This is a genomic window from Streptomyces sp. NPDC002566 (assembly GCF_042889585.1).
GTDB lineage: Bacteria > Actinomycetota > Actinomycetes > Streptomycetales > Streptomycetaceae > Streptomyces.
The window spans coordinates 201,605-216,667 of sequence record NZ_JBIARD010000005.1; the positions used below are offsets into that span (position 1 = coordinate 201,605).

Below are 15,063 nucleotides of genomic sequence, written 5' to 3' on the forward strand. Positions count from 1 at the left end.
CTGGTCGCGCAGTTCCCCGCGCCCCTGGGTTGGCTGGGCGTGCCGCTTGTCGGAGGTGGTCCCGGGGGCGGGGTGGTTGTGGGCGGGTGCGGGTTGTGGGGGCTGGTCGCGCAGTTCCCCGCGCCCCTGGGTTGGCTGGGCGTGCCCCTCGTCGGAAGTGGTTCTGGGGGCGGGGCGCTCGTGGGTGGGTGCGGGTTGTGGGGGCTGGTCGCGCAGTTCCCCGCGCCCCTTGGTGGGCTGGGCTTGGCCCTTGTCGGAAGTGAGCCCGAATACCGGGCGACTTCCAGTTCCCTGGTTCAGCCCTTGCTCACCGCTGTGAGGATCTCCGGTAGGTGGGTTGCCGTGTGGGGGGCTGCCAGGCGTAGGCCCAGCAGGGTGAGCGCCGTTCCGTAGGCCGCGCCTGCCGGCAGCAGGGTCCAGGTCCACGCGTCGCCGCCCGCGCTCACGTTCAGCCAGATCGTCAGCGCGATGACCGGGGCGCACAGCAGTGCGGCGGCGACCATGCCGCCGAAGATGGCGATCCAGGCCAGGCCCGCCTGCCCGGGGGCCACGTTCTTGTAGCCCTCCTGGGGGATGGAGTACGGGAAGCGGGCGGAGGTCCACGCCCCGGTCGCCAGCATCGCGCCGAGCAGCGCGAACGACAGCCCCAGCGCCTCGGGCAGCCGCGCCCAGTCGCCGAGCAGTGCCGTCGTGAGGGCGGTCACGAGCGTCGCGTACGGCAGGGTGATCACCAGCAGCGCGAGGGCACGCGCGCGCAGCTCTACGTACGCGTCCCGGGTCGAGGACACGGTCGTCGCGACCATCCAGAACGCGGACGTGTCCTGCCCGAACTGGTTGTACATCTGGATGCCGAGCATCCCGGCGGCGAAGCAGGCGAAGTAGATCGAGCCGGTGCCCTGGACCGCGTTGAAGACGGGCACGATCAGCCCGATGGCCAGCGAGGACACCCACGCCGCCTTCGTCTTGGGGTCGCGCCAGACGTAGCGCAGGCCGCGTTCCATGACCGCGCCGGTGCGCCCGTCCGGCAGCAGCCGCCGCGCCCCCGGGGCCCGCCCGGACCGCCGGCCCTCGGCCGACGGCTCGGCGGCCTGGAGGGTGGAGCCGTCGGGCGCGGTCATCAGCCGGGTCAGACTCCGCGCCCACAGCGCCACCAGAGCCGCCAACGCGCCCACGGTCACCACGAGCCGCGCAGCGGCGACGCCGTACGAGCCCTGGCTCGCCGCGTCCACCGCGCCGATCGCGGAGGCGGGCGGCGCCCAGGCCAGCACCCGCGCCACCGGATCGAGCGGCCCGAGCCCGGCCGTGCCGAGCCGCTGCGCGCCGAAGTTGACGACCTGCGCCCCGATCGCGATCACCAGCCCGCTCAGCACGGCCAGATCGCGGCCCTTGCGGCTGGTCAGCAGCCGGATGTTCGCCGCGGCGACGGCCCGCGCCAGCGCCACGCACACCAGCAGCCCCAGTACGACGCCGAGCACGGCCGTCCCGTACGCCACCGCCCCGTGCGTCACGGCGATCGCCGAGCCCAGCAGCGTCAATGCCGTGAACAGCGGTCCGATGCCCACCAGGGAGGCCGCGAGCAGCGCCCGCACCAGGGGGCGCGGCCGCAGCGGCAGCATCACCAGCCGGGTCGGGTCGAGCGTCTCGTCGCCGCTGGGGAAGAACAGCGGCACCACCGCCCAGCCGAGCCCCAGCACGGCCACCAGCGACACCCCGAGCGACGCCGCGTGCGCGTGCCCGCGCAGCGCGACCAGGCCGACGAACTGGAGCACGGCGAACAGCAGCGTGACGACCGCGGAGGCGACGTACGCGGCCCGCCGGCCCCCCGACTGCCGCAGCCCGTTGCGCACCAGCGACAGCTTCAGCCGTACGACGACGCCGGTCACGCCGGTCACCGGGCGCCGCCGCCCAGCCAGTCGAGGTCGGCGACGGCGTCCCGGCCGTGTGCGCCGACGAGTTCGAGGAACGCCTGCTGGAGCGAGGGTGCGGAGCCGCGCACCTCCGCCAGCGGGCCGTGGGCGCGGATCCGTCCCGCCGCCATCACGGCCACCCAGTCGCACAGCGACTCGACCAGCTCCATGACATGGGAGGAGAACACCACGGTCGCGCCGGAGGCGGTGTAGCGCTCCAGCACACCCCGGATGGTCTGCGCGGACACCGGGTCCACGCCTTCGAACGGCTCGTCCAGGAAGAGCACTTCGGGGTTGTGCAGCAGCGCCGCCGCGAGCCCGATCTTCTTCCGCATGCCCGTCGAGTAGTCCACGACGAGCTTGTGCCGGGCCCCGGCGAGGTCGAGGACGTCGAGCAACTGGCCGGCCCGCTTGTCCACCTCGGCGCCCGGCAGGCCGCGCAACCGGCCGCTGTAACCGAGCAGTTCGCTCCCGGACAGCCGCTCGAACAGCCGCAGTCCCTCGGGCAGCACGCCGATCCTGGCCTTCACCTCGACCGGATCGCGCCACACGTCGTGGCCGACGACCTCGACGCTTCCCTGGTCGGGCCGCAGCAGCCCGGTGACCATGGAGAGCGTGGTGGTCTTCCCGGCTCCGTTGGGGCCGACCAGCCCGATGAACTTCCCGGCGGGCAGGTCGAGATCGATCCCGGCCACGGCGACCTGCTGCCCGAACCGCTTCCAGAGCCCGCGCACACGGACAGCGGCACCGGCGACGACTGCATCGGAGGTCATGCCAGAACTCTAGGCTGTGACAGCCGACTTCAGTGGAGCCGAAAGCGCCCTCAGCGCTCCCGCCCGCACGCGTAGGCCAGCGGCGAGATCAACTCCTCCGCGTCCGGCAGCCATCGGTTCGCCGGCGTCGGACGGCACGCCCACTGCACGGCCCCGCGGGACCCGAACCGGGTGGGCGGCGCGGCCACGTACGCACCCTCGCCCCACGCGAGGAGATCGAGCGAGGCCGGAGACCAGCCCAGCGCGCGGACCAGCCCCGGCACCTTCGCCGACGTACCCGGCAGGACGAAGAACTGCATCCGCCGGTCGGGCGTCAGCGTCACCGGCCCCAGCGTCGCCTCCATCCGCTCCATGCGCGCCAGCGCCAGGAACCCGGCCGTCTCCGGCACGGAGATCGCGTCGAAGGTCCGTCCCGTGGGAAGCAGGATCGACGCCGACGGCTGCTGCTGCCACATACGCCGGGCGACGGTCGCGCTGCCCGTCGCCTGGGCCGCCCAGTCGGGCCGCGCGGGGTGCGCGCCGGGCGCCGGACACGCAGTGTCGTCGCAGGAACAGCGCTGCACCCCGTCGACGGCTTCCAGCCAGGTGCCGGGGACCACCTCCCAGTGACGCTCCTCGACATAGCGAACTGCGGTCTCCAGCAGCGATTCTCCGCGCTGCTTCGGGATCTGGGTGGCTTCGGCGCCCGCGATGGTCTCTTCCACGACGAGCACAACTCCGGGCGTCACCAGGGGTTACGCCCGCCCGTGTGCGCGGGGGAGGAGCACCGGGCCCCCGTTCGGGGCGCACGGGTGCATGCGCGGGGGCGCGCGGCAGGAACGGGCGCGGAAGCGGGTAGTGACGTTCGGGGGTCGGCTTCCGTCCGAAAGGGCCCCGCACCCGGCAATCCTCACATGCCTCGCATTTTCGCCTTGCGAGCGGGGCATCGATCTTCACGGCCGGAAACATCCGGTGGAAGAGACGTCAACTCGGAACGCGGTAAGGCGCCGCCGCCGCACGCGAGCCGCCAAGACACAGGGGGTAGTGCCCATGGCCGCAAGGCCTCTCGTCGCACGGCAGCCGAACGAACGGCTGCAGGCGCTCATCCAGGAGGCGGGGTGCTCGAACGCCGGACTCGCCCGCCGCGTCAACATGTGCGGCGCGGAACACGGCCTCGACCTGCGCTACGACAAGACGTCCGTGGCGCGTTGGCTGCGCGGGCAGCAACCGCGTGGCCGCGCGCCCGCGATCATCGCCGAGGCGCTGGGCCGCAAACTCGGCCGCACGGTCACGATCGACGAGATCGGGATGGCCAACGGCAAGAACCTCGCGTCCGGCGTCGGCCTCCAGTTCTCCCCCACGGTGTTGGGCGCCATCGAGCAGGTCTGCGAACTGTGGCGCAGCGACGTGGGCCGCCGGGACTTCCTGTCCGGTTCGTCCGTGGCCGCCTCGGCGCTCGTCGAGCCCAGCCGGGACTGGCTGATCTCGTCCGCGGACGCCCAGGTGGCGCGTACGGCGGGGCCGCGGGTGGGCCTGTCCGACGTGGCGGCGGTACGGGCGACGACCCAGGCGCTCGTCGACCTCGACCACCAGTACGGCAGCGGGCATGTGCGCCCGGTCGTCGTGCACTATCTCAACAGCGTCGTCTCGGGGCTCCTCGCCGGCTCCTACCGGGAGGCCGTCGGGCGTGAACTCTTCGCCGCTGTGGCCCGGTTGACGGAGCTGGCGGGCTACATGGCCGTCGACACCGGCCAACCCGGCCTCGCCCAGCGCTACTACATCCAGGCCCTGCGTCTCGCGCAGGCCGCCGGCGACCGCGGCTACGGCGGCTACGTGCTCGCCGCCTCGATGAGCCACCTCGCCGCGCAGCTCGGGAACCCGCGGGAGATCGCCCAGTTGGCGCGGGCGGCGCAGGAGGGCGCGCGCGGGCGGGTCACCCCGCGCGCGGAGGCGATGTTCCACGCCGCGGAGGCCCGCGGACACGCGCTGATGGGCGACGTACGGGCGGCCCAGACGGCGTCCGCGCGGGCGGTGTCGGCGCTGGACGCGGCCGATCCGGGGTCGGGGGACGACCCGCCGTGGATCGCGCACTTCGACCAGGCCTACCTGGCCGACGAGTTGGCGCACTGCCACCGGGACCTCGGCCAGGCCGAGGCGGCGGCGCGCTGCGCGGAGCAGTCCCTGGCCGGGCATCCGGAGAGCCGGGCCCGCCGCCGGGCCATCGGCTATGTGCTGTTGGCCACGGCTCAGGTGCAGAAGCGCGAGGTCGAGGAGGCCTGCGCGACCGGCCTGAAGGCGGTGGAACTGCTCGAGACGCTCCGCTCCAACCGGGGCGCGGAGTACCTGGAGGACCTCCAGCAGCGGCTGGAGCCGTTCCGGGAGGAGGCGGTGGTCAGGGAGTTCGGAGCACGTCTGGACCTGCAGACCGCCGCCTGAACGGACGGGGCGCCGTGGCGTGAACGGGTCCTCGCCACAAGCGGAAGCGGCCCTTCGTCGCGCGGGGCACGGCGGACGCAGCGCACGGCGCTCCGGTTCTGTTACCGACGTCACTGGGAGGCACGTCACGTCCTGAGCTGCGTGGCACGGGATTCGGGGAACCCGGTAGCGTGAGCCGACGATTGACGAAGGTCCCCCATTCGTAGGAGTCCCGGTGACGCAGAGTGGACAGGGCGAGGAGCCCTCGGCGCGGCCCGCGCACGAAGGCATCGTGCTGCCCTCCGACGGCGGGGAGCCCCTGCTGCCGGGCATGACGAACGCTTCCTATTCCAGACCCCGCCCGCACGAGCAGCAGCAGCCCTCGGCGTCCGCCCCGGGCGGCGGCCAGACCTGGGGCCAGCCCTGGGGCCCGGAGCAGCAGCAGCCCGGGCAGGGCTGGCCGCTCCCGGCGGACCAGCAGCAGTGGGGTGCCCCGCAGGGCGCGAGCTCCGACGCGTGGACGCAGCAGTCCCCCGACGGTGCCGGCGCGCCCCGCCCGGCCGGCGCGGGCCCCCTGCCCCCGGAGGGCGCCCCGGCCCCGTCCTACGGCCACGGCATGCCCGGCGCGCCGCTTCCGCCCGCATCCGGCGACGAGGGGGCGACGCAGTACATACCGCCGGTCCCGTCCGGCCACGGCGGCGGCCACCCCGCCTCCTTCCCGCCGCCCGCCGCCGCCGACGAGGGCGCGACGCAGTACATGCCCCCGGTCCCGGGCGGCGATCACCACACCTCCTACCCGCAGCCCCCTGCGGCCGACGAGGGGGCGACGCAGTACATACCGCCCGTCCCGTCCGGCCCCGGCGACGACGGCGCGACGCAGTACATACCCCCCGTCCCGTCCGGCCCCGCCGACGACGGCGCGACGCAGTACATCCCGCCGGTCCGTCCCGGCGCGCTGCCGCCCGAGACGCCGTCGGAGTCCACCCACTACCTGGGCCGCGCGGCGGCCTCCCCGGACGCCGAGGCCACCCAGTACATCCCGCCCGTCACCGGCCAGGGGCCGTACGGCCCGGGCGGGGGCGGCGCGGACCGGCAGCCGCCCGCCGGGTTCGAGAACCTCTTCCGCGACGGCCCGGCCGGCGACGGCCCGGCCGACGGCTCCACGCAGCAGATTCCCCGCATCTCCGAGCGCGAGGGCGCCGGGCACGGCCACCCCGCCGCCCCCCAGCCCTCCTACACCCCGCCCGGCGACGGCTCCGGCGGCCGGCGCGGCCGGCGGGACGACGACCACGGGCGCGGCCGTGACAGCCGTACCGGCTCGCGGCTGCCGATGATCGCGGCGATCGGCGTGGGCATCGCCGTCCTCGGGGTCGGCGCGGGCGCGCTGCTCGGGGCCGGCGGCGACGGCGGCGACAAGGGCGACGACAACAAGACCGTCGCCGCGTCCGCGCCCGCCACCGAGGGCTCCGCCTCGGCGTCCGCCGACGGGGCCGAACAGCAGGCGATCGCGCTGGACAAACTGCTCTCGGACAGCGGCAGCAGCCGGGCCACGGTGATCAGCGCGGTGGCCGACGTCAAGGCGTGCACCGATCTCGCGCAGGCGGCCACCGATCTGCGGGGCGCGGCGCAGCAGCGCAACCAGCTGGTGACCAAGCTGTCCGCCCTGAGTGTGGACCAGCTGCCGAACCACGCCGCGCTGACCGACGCCCTGACCAAGGCGTGGCAGGCGTCGGCGTCGGCCGACGACCACTACGCGGCCTGGGCCGACCAGGTCGCCGGCGACAAGAAGCGCAACTGCAAGAAGGGGCAGGCCCGCAGCACGCCCCAGACGCAGGCCGGCAACCGGGCGAGCGGCACCGCCAGCACCCAGAAGGCGCGGGCCGCGAAGGTGTGGAACGAGATCGCGCGGAAGTACGGCCTGACGGAGCGCCAGCCCGTCCAGCTCTGACGGCTCGACGGTCGCGACGCCGGCGGGAGCCCTTCCCCGCCGGCGCCGACGGGCTCGGGGCGCCCCCTCAGCCCACCTCGGCGGCTCCTCAGTCCACCTCGGCCTTCTCCATCGTCCGCGTGACGTCCACGAACCCGGGCTTCGCCGCGACCAGCCGACCCCGCCTCACCGTCTGCAGGGTCACATGGGCGTTGACCAGGCGCGGAAGGCCGATCGAGGCGAGCTTGTCGCTGAACTGCCAGCGCAGCGCCGGCGTGAGCTCGCCCGTGTCGATCCTCAGCCCGTCGTCCAGGGCGCCCCGTACGGTGGTGGCGCTCACCTCGCCGTCGCCGAGCGACTCCACGACCGCGCGCAGCACCGCGTACGCGATCCAGGTGGTCTGCACGCCGGTGTCCGCCGCGTCGATCCGGGTGTCGGAGAAGGCGCTCTCGCTGATCACCTTCTTCATCCCGTCCCAGCGCGGATCGCTCGCCACCGGGTACCAGCCGGTGACGTAGGCCCCCTCGAACGCGCTGGACGCGCCGCCGGTGGAGTCGACGACCGTCTGGTCGACGCTGCCGAGCACGGTGGCGGTGCGCACGTCGGCGTAGTCGTCGCGGGTGCGGCGGAAGGAGTCCATGAAGGTGGCGGTGCGGTCGCCGAGGGCGGGGATCACACAGCCCTTCTCCTTCTGGTCGCCGGTCGCCTCCTTCAGCGCCTTCTCGGCCTGCCCGGAGTACTCGGCGGAGTCCTCGGGGGCCCGCTGGTCCTCGGCCGAGTCGTGCCCGCCCGTGGTCAGGCCGGCGTCGAGCATGGGCGGCAGGGCGTCGCCCGCGATGGTGTCGGGGCGGACCAGCGCGACCGGACCGCAGTTCCCGGCGAGTTCCTTGCCGAGCCCGGCGAGCAGCGCGGGCTGGCCTCCGTTGACCGGGTAGGACAGCGGGCTGGTGAACTCGGCGTTGGTGACGCCGTAGCCGCCGATGTAGGGGATGCCGGCGCCTTCCAGGTGCGGGAAGAAGGAGTCGGAGTGCTGGCTGTAGGAGCCGACGACGGCCACCGCCCCCTCCTTGACGGCCCGCCGGGCGCACTTCGCCGCGTCCACGGCGGTGTTGTGGTCGTTGCAGGTCAGGACGGTGAGCTTGCGGCCGCCGATGCCGCCGTTCGCGTTGACCCAGCGTGCGTAGGCGAGGGCGAAGGCGGGCATGCCGGGCTTGTTGGTCGCGCCGGTGCCCTCGGGTGCCCAGGTCATGACGACGACCGGGCCGCCCCCGGAACCCCCCGTGGTACCGGGGACGACCCCGCAGCCGGCGAGAAGCGACGTACAGCCCGCCAGTGCGCCCGCCGCGAGGACGGCGGCCCTGGTGGAGCCGGTGAAGCGGAGGAGCCTGGGGAGGAAGGTGCTTCGCGTGCGTCGCCTGCCGGTCATGGCCCCACACGATTCCCTCACACGGCCAACCCTGGAGTGACCCTTGGTCGACGTCTGGTGACGCGGAGGTGAATTACAGGGGCCTGCGAGGCGCGCGGGACGGAGAACGTACGATCGACGACCGTGCAACAAGGTTCGGAGAACTCTTCCCGTCGCGGCCGTCGCTCCTCCACCATGGGCGGCATGCCACTGAACGACATGCCGTGGTGGCGCTGGCGCAGCAATGTGCGCTCCGCGCTGCACATGCTCTCCGACCCGGTGTTCCAGCGGGACGTCTGGCTGGCCGGGGTGGACGGCTACGGTGACGTCACCGACGCCGTGTACCGCCTCGTCGAGGACACCTGGCTGGACAACTGGTCCGCCGAGAAGTACGTCGGCACGATCTTCCGTGACTCCCAGGAGGCGGCGCTCGTCGACACCGCGGTGCTGCGCGTGCTGCGGATCATGCACCAGGTCGGCCCGGACGCGCCGGTCTCCGCGTACGTCGACCACCCCGGCTGGCCGGAGGCGGTGCGGGCGGCGCGCGACGCGCACGTCCGGATGGCGGCGGCCGACGGCGAGGACGCGGACGCGCCCCCGCGCACGCTCGAGGTGCTGCGCATCCTGACCAGGTCGGCGTAGCTCTGCCCGGTTCATCGGCTCCGTCCGGTCCGCCCCGGTTCCGTCCGGGCCGCCCGGTCCGTCCCGTCCTCCCTGCCCGCCCTGCGGACGGATGCCGGGCCGCGCGGGCCGTCGTGAGACCCTGTGCTGCATGAGTGAGCAGTCCACCCGAGCCTCGGCGAGCCTCGCCGACCAGTACGTCCTCACCCTGTCCTGCCCCGACAAGCAGGGCATCGTGCACGCCGTGTCGAGCTACCTCTTCATGACCGGCTGCAACATCGAGGACAGCCAGCAGTTCGGCGACCACGACACGGGACTGTTCTTCATGCGCGTCCACTTCTCGGCGGAGGCGCCGGTGACCGTGGACAAGCTCCGGGCGAGCTTCGCGGCGATCGGCGACTCCTTCCACATGGACTGGAAGATCAACCGGGCCGACGAGAAGATGCGCGTCGTCCTGATGGTCAGCAAGTTCGGGCACTGTCTGAACGACCTGCTGTTCCGCGCGCGGATCGGCGCGCTGCCGGTGGAGATCGCGGCGGTGGTGTCCAACCACACCGACTTCGCCGAGCTGGTGGCCTCGTACGACATTCCCTTCCACCACATCGCGGTGACGCGGGAGAACAAGGCCGAGGCGGAGGCCCAGCTTCTGGAGATCGTCCGCGGGGAGAACGTCGAGCTGGTCGTCCTCGCCCGGTACATGCAGGTGCTGTCGGACGACCTGTGCAAGCAGCTGAGCGGGCGGATCATCAACATCCACCACTCCTTCCTGCCAAGCTTCAAGGGCGCGAAGCCGTACCACCAGGCGCACGCGCGGGGCGTGAAGCTCATCGGCGCGACGGCGCACTATGTGACGGCCGATCTCGACGAGGGGCCGATCATCGAGCAGGAGGTCGAGCGGGTGGGCCACGACGTCACCCCGGACCAGCTGGTCGCGGTGGGGCGGGACGTGGAGTGCCAGGCGCTGGCGCGGGCCGTGAAGTGGCACGCGGAGCGGCGCATCCTCCTCAACGGCCGCCGCACGGTGGTGTTCGCCTGACCTGCTGCCCTCGGCCGGCCCCTGGTCCGGCCCGGGCCGGACCTACATCCGGCTCAGGCTCGCCGCGGCGAACAGCACGTCCCTGATCGCCGAGCGGTCCCCCAGCTGCCCCGCCGCCGCCTCCTCCGGCGGCACATGACCGGCCGCCAGCCGGCAGAACTCCAGGTCGTCCAGCGCCACGTGGGCCACCTCGTGGTCGGCGGAGCCCACCGCACCCGGGGAGTCCAGCGGGATCAGCCACTGCCCGCCGCCCTCGCCCTCGATCTCCAGGCGGAGGCTGCGGCCGGGACTGCCGGCGCTCACCAGATGCCGTCGGGCGCCGGGCGCCGCAAGTCCCGCCCGGCGGCGCGCGGCGAGGGCCTTCGGCAGCATCCGCGCCGCGAGGTCGATCATGCCGTGCAGATGGCGCGGCGCGGGCGGGGCGTACGGGTAGTCGACGGCGTCGGCGATGTCCTCGGCGTGCACCCAGCACTCGAAGGCCCGGTCCAAGAGCGCGTCCCGGATGGGCAGTTCGAAGTGGCCGTACGACACGGGCAGCGCGCCGGGGGTCGGTCCGGTGAAGGAGACGGTGCGCACGACGGCGTGGGTCTGCTCCCGCCACGGCCCGCGCACCGAACGCGTCGGCGGGAAGTGCGAGGCCTCCCAGAAGGCCTCGGTCCGCGCGGCCGGGGTGCGGACGGCCACCGGCGCACGGCCGGCGCCCGCGTCGTCCCTCGCGGCCGCCGCCGTCCCGCGGTCGTGGCCCGGGCCGCCGCCCGAGCGCAGCGGGTCATCCAGGCCGAGCGCGGCGGCGACCAGTCCGTCCACGGCGATCAGATGGGCGATGACCCCGGCGACGGTCGTGCGGCGGCTGGTCGCTCCCTCGCCGCGGAACCAGCGCAGCCGCACGGGCGCGTGCCACTCGGCGTCCCCGAAGTCCTGCAGCAGCGCGTCCAGTCGCGCGGTCTCCGCGTCGTACGACGACGCCCAGACGGGCACCGGGACGCGGGGCGGGCGCCGGTCCAGGCAGGCGTCGAGGACGCGGGTGCGCAGGGCGGGGTCGAGGTCGAGGCTCTCGGGGCGCTGGAGCAGGCCGACCGCCTCGCGCAGCCGCAGCGCCTCGTCGGCGCAGGGCCCGCACTCGCCGAGGTGCTCCTCGACGGCCGCGGTCTCCTCCGCCGAGCAGGCCGCCAGCGCCCAGGCGCCCAGCATCGACTTCAGCACCGGGTGCTCCAGCGGCGGGGGCGACGACGCGCGGCCGTCCGGGTCGTGGCGCCGGTCGTCGTACGGGTCGTGGTCCGAGCCGTGGTTCGTGCCGTGGGCCGTGCCGTCGTGCCGGTCGCCGTGCGGGGCGGTCATGCCGCGCCCCCGTATCCGGGCGGCGCCCCGGGGGCGGTGGCGTCCGGGGTGGTCGTGTCGTGCGCGGTGGACAGCAGTTGCAGGCCGAGGCGGAGGCGGCGGCGGGCCTCGTCCTCGGTGACGCCGAGGTCGGCGGCGGTCTGGTGGTAGTCGCGGCGCTGGAAGTAGGCCAGTTCCAGGGCGGCGCGCAGCGGGGCCGGCATGGACTGGACGATGTAGTCGGCGCGGGCGGCGACGGAGGCGTGCCGGACCTTGTTCTCCAGGTCCTCCCGCTGCTCGGCGGTGCCGGGGCCGCCGTCGCCGAGGGCCTCGGTCTCGGTGGCGCGCAGCCGCCGCACGGCGAGGCGGTGGGTCAGGGAGGCCACCCAGGTGCGCAGGGGGCCCTGCCGGGGGTCGTAGGCGTCGGGGTGCTCCCAGACGTGGGCGAAGACCTCGCGGGTGATGCCGTCGGCGGCCCGTTCGTCTTCGAGCACGCGGTGGGCGAGTCCGTGCACGAGCGAAGCGAACCGGTCATAAAGCTCACCGAGGGCGGCGGCCTCCCCGTGCGCGAGTCGCTGCTGCATCGTGCGGTCCCAGCGGGGCAGTGTGTCCTTCTCCACCCTGCGACCCCCTCGCCCCTGCTCCGTTCGGCGTCCTCGCCGACCTGTGTCCTTGTCCAGCGTGCGTCCCCCGTCGGCTCGAATGTAGTCGGCACACCGGTCGGCGCACGCCCCTTTGTCGCAATGTGCGCCCCCCGTCGCGCCGGGGGTGGTAAAGGGGCGTCAGCACGCCGGGCCGGTCCGTTCCGCCCGTGATCGGGTTCGAACGACCCTGTTTCAGCATGTTTGAACGGGACCGAAAGCGACTGAATCAGGCCTCTTTTCTTCATGGGCAGTTTTCTGTGCGGAGTTTCGGGGAACGGCCGCTGGGCAGCCGCGCTGCGAGGAAGCGAAGGGACAGCTTCCGTTTCGGCGACTGAAGGGCGTGGTGGTGGCTTTCAAAGTGATCGGCGTCGAGCGCGGCGGATGGGCCGTGCTCCATGTTTCCGGTGAGCTGGACCTCGTGACGTCACCGGTGCTGCGTCAGCGGGTGCACGACGAAGTGGCCGAGGGCAGGCACAGCCTCGTCCTCGACCTCTCCGAGGTGCACTTCTGCGACTCGAGCGGCGTCGGTGTCCTGATCGCCTCCCGCCGCCTCATCCGCTCCTGCCGGGGCAGGCTGCGCCTGATCCTGCCGGCGCGCGGAGCCGAGGAGCACTCCCACGTCAACCGGGTGCTCGGCGCGCTGGGGGTGCGCCGCCTCTTCGACGTGTACGGCGACGTCCCGGCGGCCGTGGACGACGGAACCGAGCCCCTGTCCGCCTGACGCGCGCCTGAAGGTCCTCGCGCCCGACGGAGAGTCACCTCACGTCGGCGCGCCATACGTTTGTCCCGAATTCACCCCGGTTCAGGCACAACCGCCGCCTTTCCGTCCCCGGGGCGTCGCCGGCGTCGTACGCTCCCTGCCGACAAGCACCCGCACGCGACGACGTAAGGCGGTCCGAGAAGAGATGGTCAGCAGCGAGTACGAGCGCAGGATCGCCGGCCGGTTCGCCACCTTCGACCAGGACGGCAACGGCTACATCAGCCGCGAGGACTTCGCGGCGGCGGCCCAGGCGCTGCTCACCGAGTTCGACACCCCGGCCCGCTCGGACAAGGGGCAGGCCCTGTACGCCGGCGCCGAGGCGTTCTGGCAGGGCATGGCGGGGATGGCGGACCGCGACGGGGACCAGCGCATCACGCGCGAGGAGTTCGTCGGCGGGGCGGTCAAGCGACTGCGCGACAACCCCGACCGGTTCGGCGAGATCGCCCGCCCGTTCCTGCACGCGGCCCTGGCCGTGGCCGGCGCCGACGGAGCGGTCACCGTGGAGGACACCGTGCGGGTGCTGACCTGCCTGGGCGTGCCCGGACAGGCCGCGCGCGCCGTCGCCGCCGACTTGGACGCGGACACCGACGGCCGTGTCCTGGAGACGGACGTCGTCCCCGCCTTCGCCCGCTACTTCACCGTTCCCGAGTAGCCCCGGTCGCCGGGCGCCCTCTTCACGGCGTGGGCGGCGCGGCCGAGAACCGCTCCCGCAGCTTGTACTTCAGCACCTTGCGCAGCGTCTCGTTGCGCGGAAGGGCGTCCACGACCTCCAGTTGCTCGGGCAGCTTGTGCGGCGACAGCCCTTCCGCGCGCAGGTGCGCCGTCACCGCCTCCAGGGTCAGCGCGCCCGCGTCGGCCGCCGGTTCGACCACCGCGCACACCCGCTCCCCGCGCTCGGGGTCCGGCAGCCCGATCACCGCCACGTCGCCCACCGCCGGGTGGGTGTGCAGCAGGTCCTCGATCTCCTTGGCCGACACGTTCTCCCCCTTGCGGATGATCACGTCCTTGAGCCGGCCGGTGAGCACGAGATGGCCGCTGCCGGTCACCCGCCCCAGATCCCCGGTGCGCAGGAAGCCCTCCTCGTCGAAGGCCTCGGCCGTCTGCGCGGGGTCGAGGTAGCCCCGGCAGACCGCCTCCCCGCGCAGCCGCACCTCCCCGTCGGGCGCGATCCGTATCTCCATGCCCCGCGGCGGCCGTCCCTCCGTCGTCGCCAGGTTCTCCGGGGTGTCGTCGGGCGAGCCCATGGTGATCATCGGCACCTCGGTCATCCCGTACCCGTGGGTGAGCTGCACGCCCATCTCGCGGGCGACGGCGTGGTACAGCTCCGGCGGCTTGGGCGCGCCCCCGCCCGCGAGCAGCCGCAGCGAGGGGATCACCGGGTCGCCGGGCCGCTTGCGCTGCTCGGCCAGGAACATCGAGTAGAACGCCGTGGAGCCGCCCGCCACCGTCACCCCGTGCCGCCGGTACTCCGCCAGCGCGTCCGGCATCGCGAACTGCTCGAACATCACCGCCGGGAAGCCGTACAGCAGCAGCATGACCGTGTAGTCGGGGCCGGCGATGTGCGCGTACGGGAAGGCCATCGAGCCGACGTCGCGGGCGGTGAGGCGCAGCGCGTGGGCGAGGCAGGAGCCGCCCGCGATCAGCGAACGGTCGGTGTGCAGCACGCCCTTGGGGTCGGAGGTGGTCCCCGAGGTCCAGTAGATCCAGCGTACGGACGTGCCGTCGCGGGGCGGGGCGGGCAGCACGGCCGGATCGCCCTCGGGCAGGTCGTCGTAGGCCTCGAAGACGCCCTTCGCGCCCAGGCGGCGCGCCATCCCGCCGTGGTCGAAGCCCCGCCACACACCGGGCACGGCGAAGTACTCCGCCTTGGACTCGCGCAGCGCGAAGCCGACCTCGCGGTCCCGGTAGAACGGGATGACCGGGCTCTGCACGGCGCCCAGCCGGGCCAGCGCGAAGGCCAGCACGGCCGTCTCGAGGCGGGTGGGGAGCTGCCAGGCGACGACCGTGCCGGGGCGTACGCCCATGTCGTACAGGCCGGCCGCGGTGCGTTCGGCGCGCTCGCGCAGCCCGCCGAAGGTCAGGGCGCGGTCGCCCTGGAGGAGGACCGGGCGGTCGGGGGTGAGGGCGGCGCGGCGGTCGAGCAGGTCCCACAGGGTGCGGGACGCGCTCAGGGCGTGGGCGGTGTCGGTCACGGCGGCCCCCTCAAGAGCTGACGCTCAGTCAGATTGTGGGCAGAGCGTAGGGCTCGTCGCCTTGTCGGTCCAGGGGTCGCGGACTAG

13 protein-coding genes are annotated in these 15,063 nt (G+C 73.6%); 6 read left to right on the top strand and 7 right to left on the bottom strand.

Features of this window, described 5'->3' with window-relative positions:
• Nucleotides 1–296 precede the first annotated feature (296 nt).
• From ACFYXA_RS22480 to ACFYXA_RS22490, 3 genes are read right to left on the bottom strand one after another with little or no spacing between them, the layout of a single operon-like run.
• Nucleotides 297–1,913 carry a transporter gene (locus ACFYXA_RS22480; RefSeq protein ID WP_389036166.1) on the bottom strand — a complete coding sequence of 539 codons (1,617 nt, stop codon included), beginning with the start codon at nt 1,911–1,913 and terminating at the stop codon, nt 297–299.
• Entirely contained in the window at nt 1,889–2,680 is a 792-nt protein-coding gene (locus ACFYXA_RS22485; protein ID WP_351091582.1) for an ABC transporter ATP-binding protein, read from the bottom strand. The genes ACFYXA_RS22480 and ACFYXA_RS22485 overlap by 25 nt, the downstream gene beginning before the upstream one ends.
• Nucleotides 2,681–2,730: 50 nt before the next feature.
• Nucleotides 2,731–3,393 (bottom strand): bifunctional DNA primase/polymerase, encoded by a 663-nt coding sequence (locus ACFYXA_RS22490; RefSeq protein ID WP_352246541.1) that lies wholly within the window; start codon nt 3,391–3,393, stop codon nt 2,731–2,733.
• Nucleotides 3,394–3,709: 316 nt separating this feature from the next.
• Here ACFYXA_RS22490 and ACFYXA_RS22495 point away from each other — a divergent pair, with 316 nt between their 5' ends.
• Both ACFYXA_RS22495 and ACFYXA_RS22500 read left to right on the top strand, forming a co-directional pair.
• The gene (locus ACFYXA_RS22495) at nt 3,710–5,095 is read left to right on the top strand and encodes a transcriptional regulator (RefSeq protein WP_352246514.1); all 1,386 of its coding nucleotides are present in this window, start codon (nt 3,710–3,712) and stop codon (nt 5,093–5,095) included.
• A 214-nt stretch (nt 5,096–5,309) separates the two neighbouring features.
• Nucleotides 5,310–7,022, top strand: coding sequence for a hypothetical protein (locus ACFYXA_RS22500; RefSeq protein ID WP_389035490.1), 1,713 nt, complete (start codon nt 5,310–5,312; stop codon nt 7,020–7,022).
• A gap of 88 nt (nt 7,023–7,110) precedes the next feature.
• Here ACFYXA_RS22500 and ACFYXA_RS22505 read toward each other — a convergent pair whose 3' ends face one another.
• Nucleotides 7,111–8,427, bottom strand: coding sequence for an ABC transporter substrate-binding protein (locus ACFYXA_RS22505; RefSeq protein WP_389035493.1), 1,317 nt, complete (start codon nt 8,425–8,427; stop codon nt 7,111–7,113).
• 174 nt (nt 8,428–8,601) lie between these two features.
• Here ACFYXA_RS22505 and ACFYXA_RS22510 point away from each other — a divergent pair, with 174 nt between their 5' ends.
• Together ACFYXA_RS22510 and purU are read left to right on the top strand one after the other, a co-directional pair.
• On the top strand, nt 8,602–9,048 hold the full coding sequence (locus ACFYXA_RS22510) for a hypothetical protein (RefSeq protein WP_130442094.1): 447 nt from the start codon (nt 8,602–8,604) through the stop codon (nt 9,046–9,048).
• A 130-nt stretch (nt 9,049–9,178) separates the two neighbouring features.
• The gene (gene purU / locus ACFYXA_RS22515) at nt 9,179–10,063 is read left to right on the top strand and encodes a formyltetrahydrofolate deformylase (RefSeq protein ID WP_389035496.1); all 885 of its coding nucleotides are present in this window, start codon (nt 9,179–9,181) and stop codon (nt 10,061–10,063) included.
• 42 nt (nt 10,064–10,105) lie between these two features.
• On the opposite strand, the gene ACFYXA_RS22520 is transcribed toward purU, so the two are convergent.
• The gene (locus tag ACFYXA_RS22520; protein WP_389035500.1) at nt 10,106–11,401 is read right to left on the bottom strand and encodes a zf-HC2 domain-containing protein; all 1,296 of its coding nucleotides are present in this window, start codon (nt 11,399–11,401) and stop codon (nt 10,106–10,108) included.
• A complete protein-coding gene (locus ACFYXA_RS22525; protein ID WP_389036171.1) occupies nt 11,398–11,964 on the bottom strand; it encodes an RNA polymerase sigma factor in 567 nt (188 codons plus the stop codon). The genes ACFYXA_RS22520 and ACFYXA_RS22525 overlap by 4 nt, the downstream gene beginning before the upstream one ends.
• A gap of 400 nt (nt 11,965–12,364) precedes the next feature.
• On the opposite strand from ACFYXA_RS22525, the gene ACFYXA_RS22530 reads away from it, so the two are divergent.
• Complete coding sequence (locus tag ACFYXA_RS22530; protein ID WP_130442101.1) at nt 12,365–12,745, top strand: STAS domain-containing protein; 381 nt, start codon at nt 12,365–12,367, stop codon at nt 12,743–12,745.
• A 184-nt stretch (nt 12,746–12,929) separates the two neighbouring features.
• Nucleotides 12,930–13,436, top strand: coding sequence for an EF-hand domain-containing protein (locus tag ACFYXA_RS22535; RefSeq protein WP_389035503.1), 507 nt, complete (start codon nt 12,930–12,932; stop codon nt 13,434–13,436).
• Nucleotides 13,437–13,458: 22 nt separating this feature from the next.
• Here the strand turns inward: ACFYXA_RS22535 and ACFYXA_RS22540 are convergent, their stop codons facing one another.
• Complete coding sequence (locus ACFYXA_RS22540; RefSeq protein WP_389035506.1) at nt 13,459–14,976, bottom strand: class I adenylate-forming enzyme family protein; 1,518 nt, start codon at nt 14,974–14,976, stop codon at nt 13,459–13,461.
• Between the last annotated feature and the right edge of the window lie 87 nt (nt 14,977–15,063).

What these genes read in the sequence shown, in the direction of transcription:
- ACFYXA_RS22485 (WP_351091582.1), bottom strand. Translation starts at nt 2,680, where the DNA reads ATGACCTCCGATGCAGTCGTCGCCGGTGCCGCTGTCCGTGTGCGCGGG.
- ACFYXA_RS22495 (WP_352246514.1), top strand. Translation starts at nt 3,710, where the DNA reads ATGGCCGCAAGGCCTCTCGTCGCACGGCAGCCGAACGAACGGCTGCAG.
- ACFYXA_RS22505 (WP_389035493.1), bottom strand. Translation starts at nt 8,427, where the DNA reads ATGACCGGCAGGCGACGCACGCGAAGCACCTTCCTCCCCAGGCTCCTC.
- ACFYXA_RS22510 (WP_130442094.1), top strand. Translation starts at nt 8,602, where the DNA reads ATGGGCGGCATGCCACTGAACGACATGCCGTGGTGGCGCTGGCGCAGC.
- purU (WP_389035496.1), top strand. Translation starts at nt 9,179, where the DNA reads ATGAGTGAGCAGTCCACCCGAGCCTCGGCGAGCCTCGCCGACCAGTAC.
- ACFYXA_RS22520 (WP_389035500.1), bottom strand. Translation starts at nt 11,401, where the DNA reads ATGACCGCCCCGCACGGCGACCGGCACGACGGCACGGCCCACGGCACG.
- ACFYXA_RS22525 (WP_389036171.1), bottom strand. Translation starts at nt 11,964, where the DNA reads ATGCAGCAGCGACTCGCGCACGGGGAGGCCGCCGCCCTCGGTGAGCTT.
- ACFYXA_RS22535 (WP_389035503.1), top strand. Translation starts at nt 12,930, where the DNA reads ATGGTCAGCAGCGAGTACGAGCGCAGGATCGCCGGCCGGTTCGCCACC.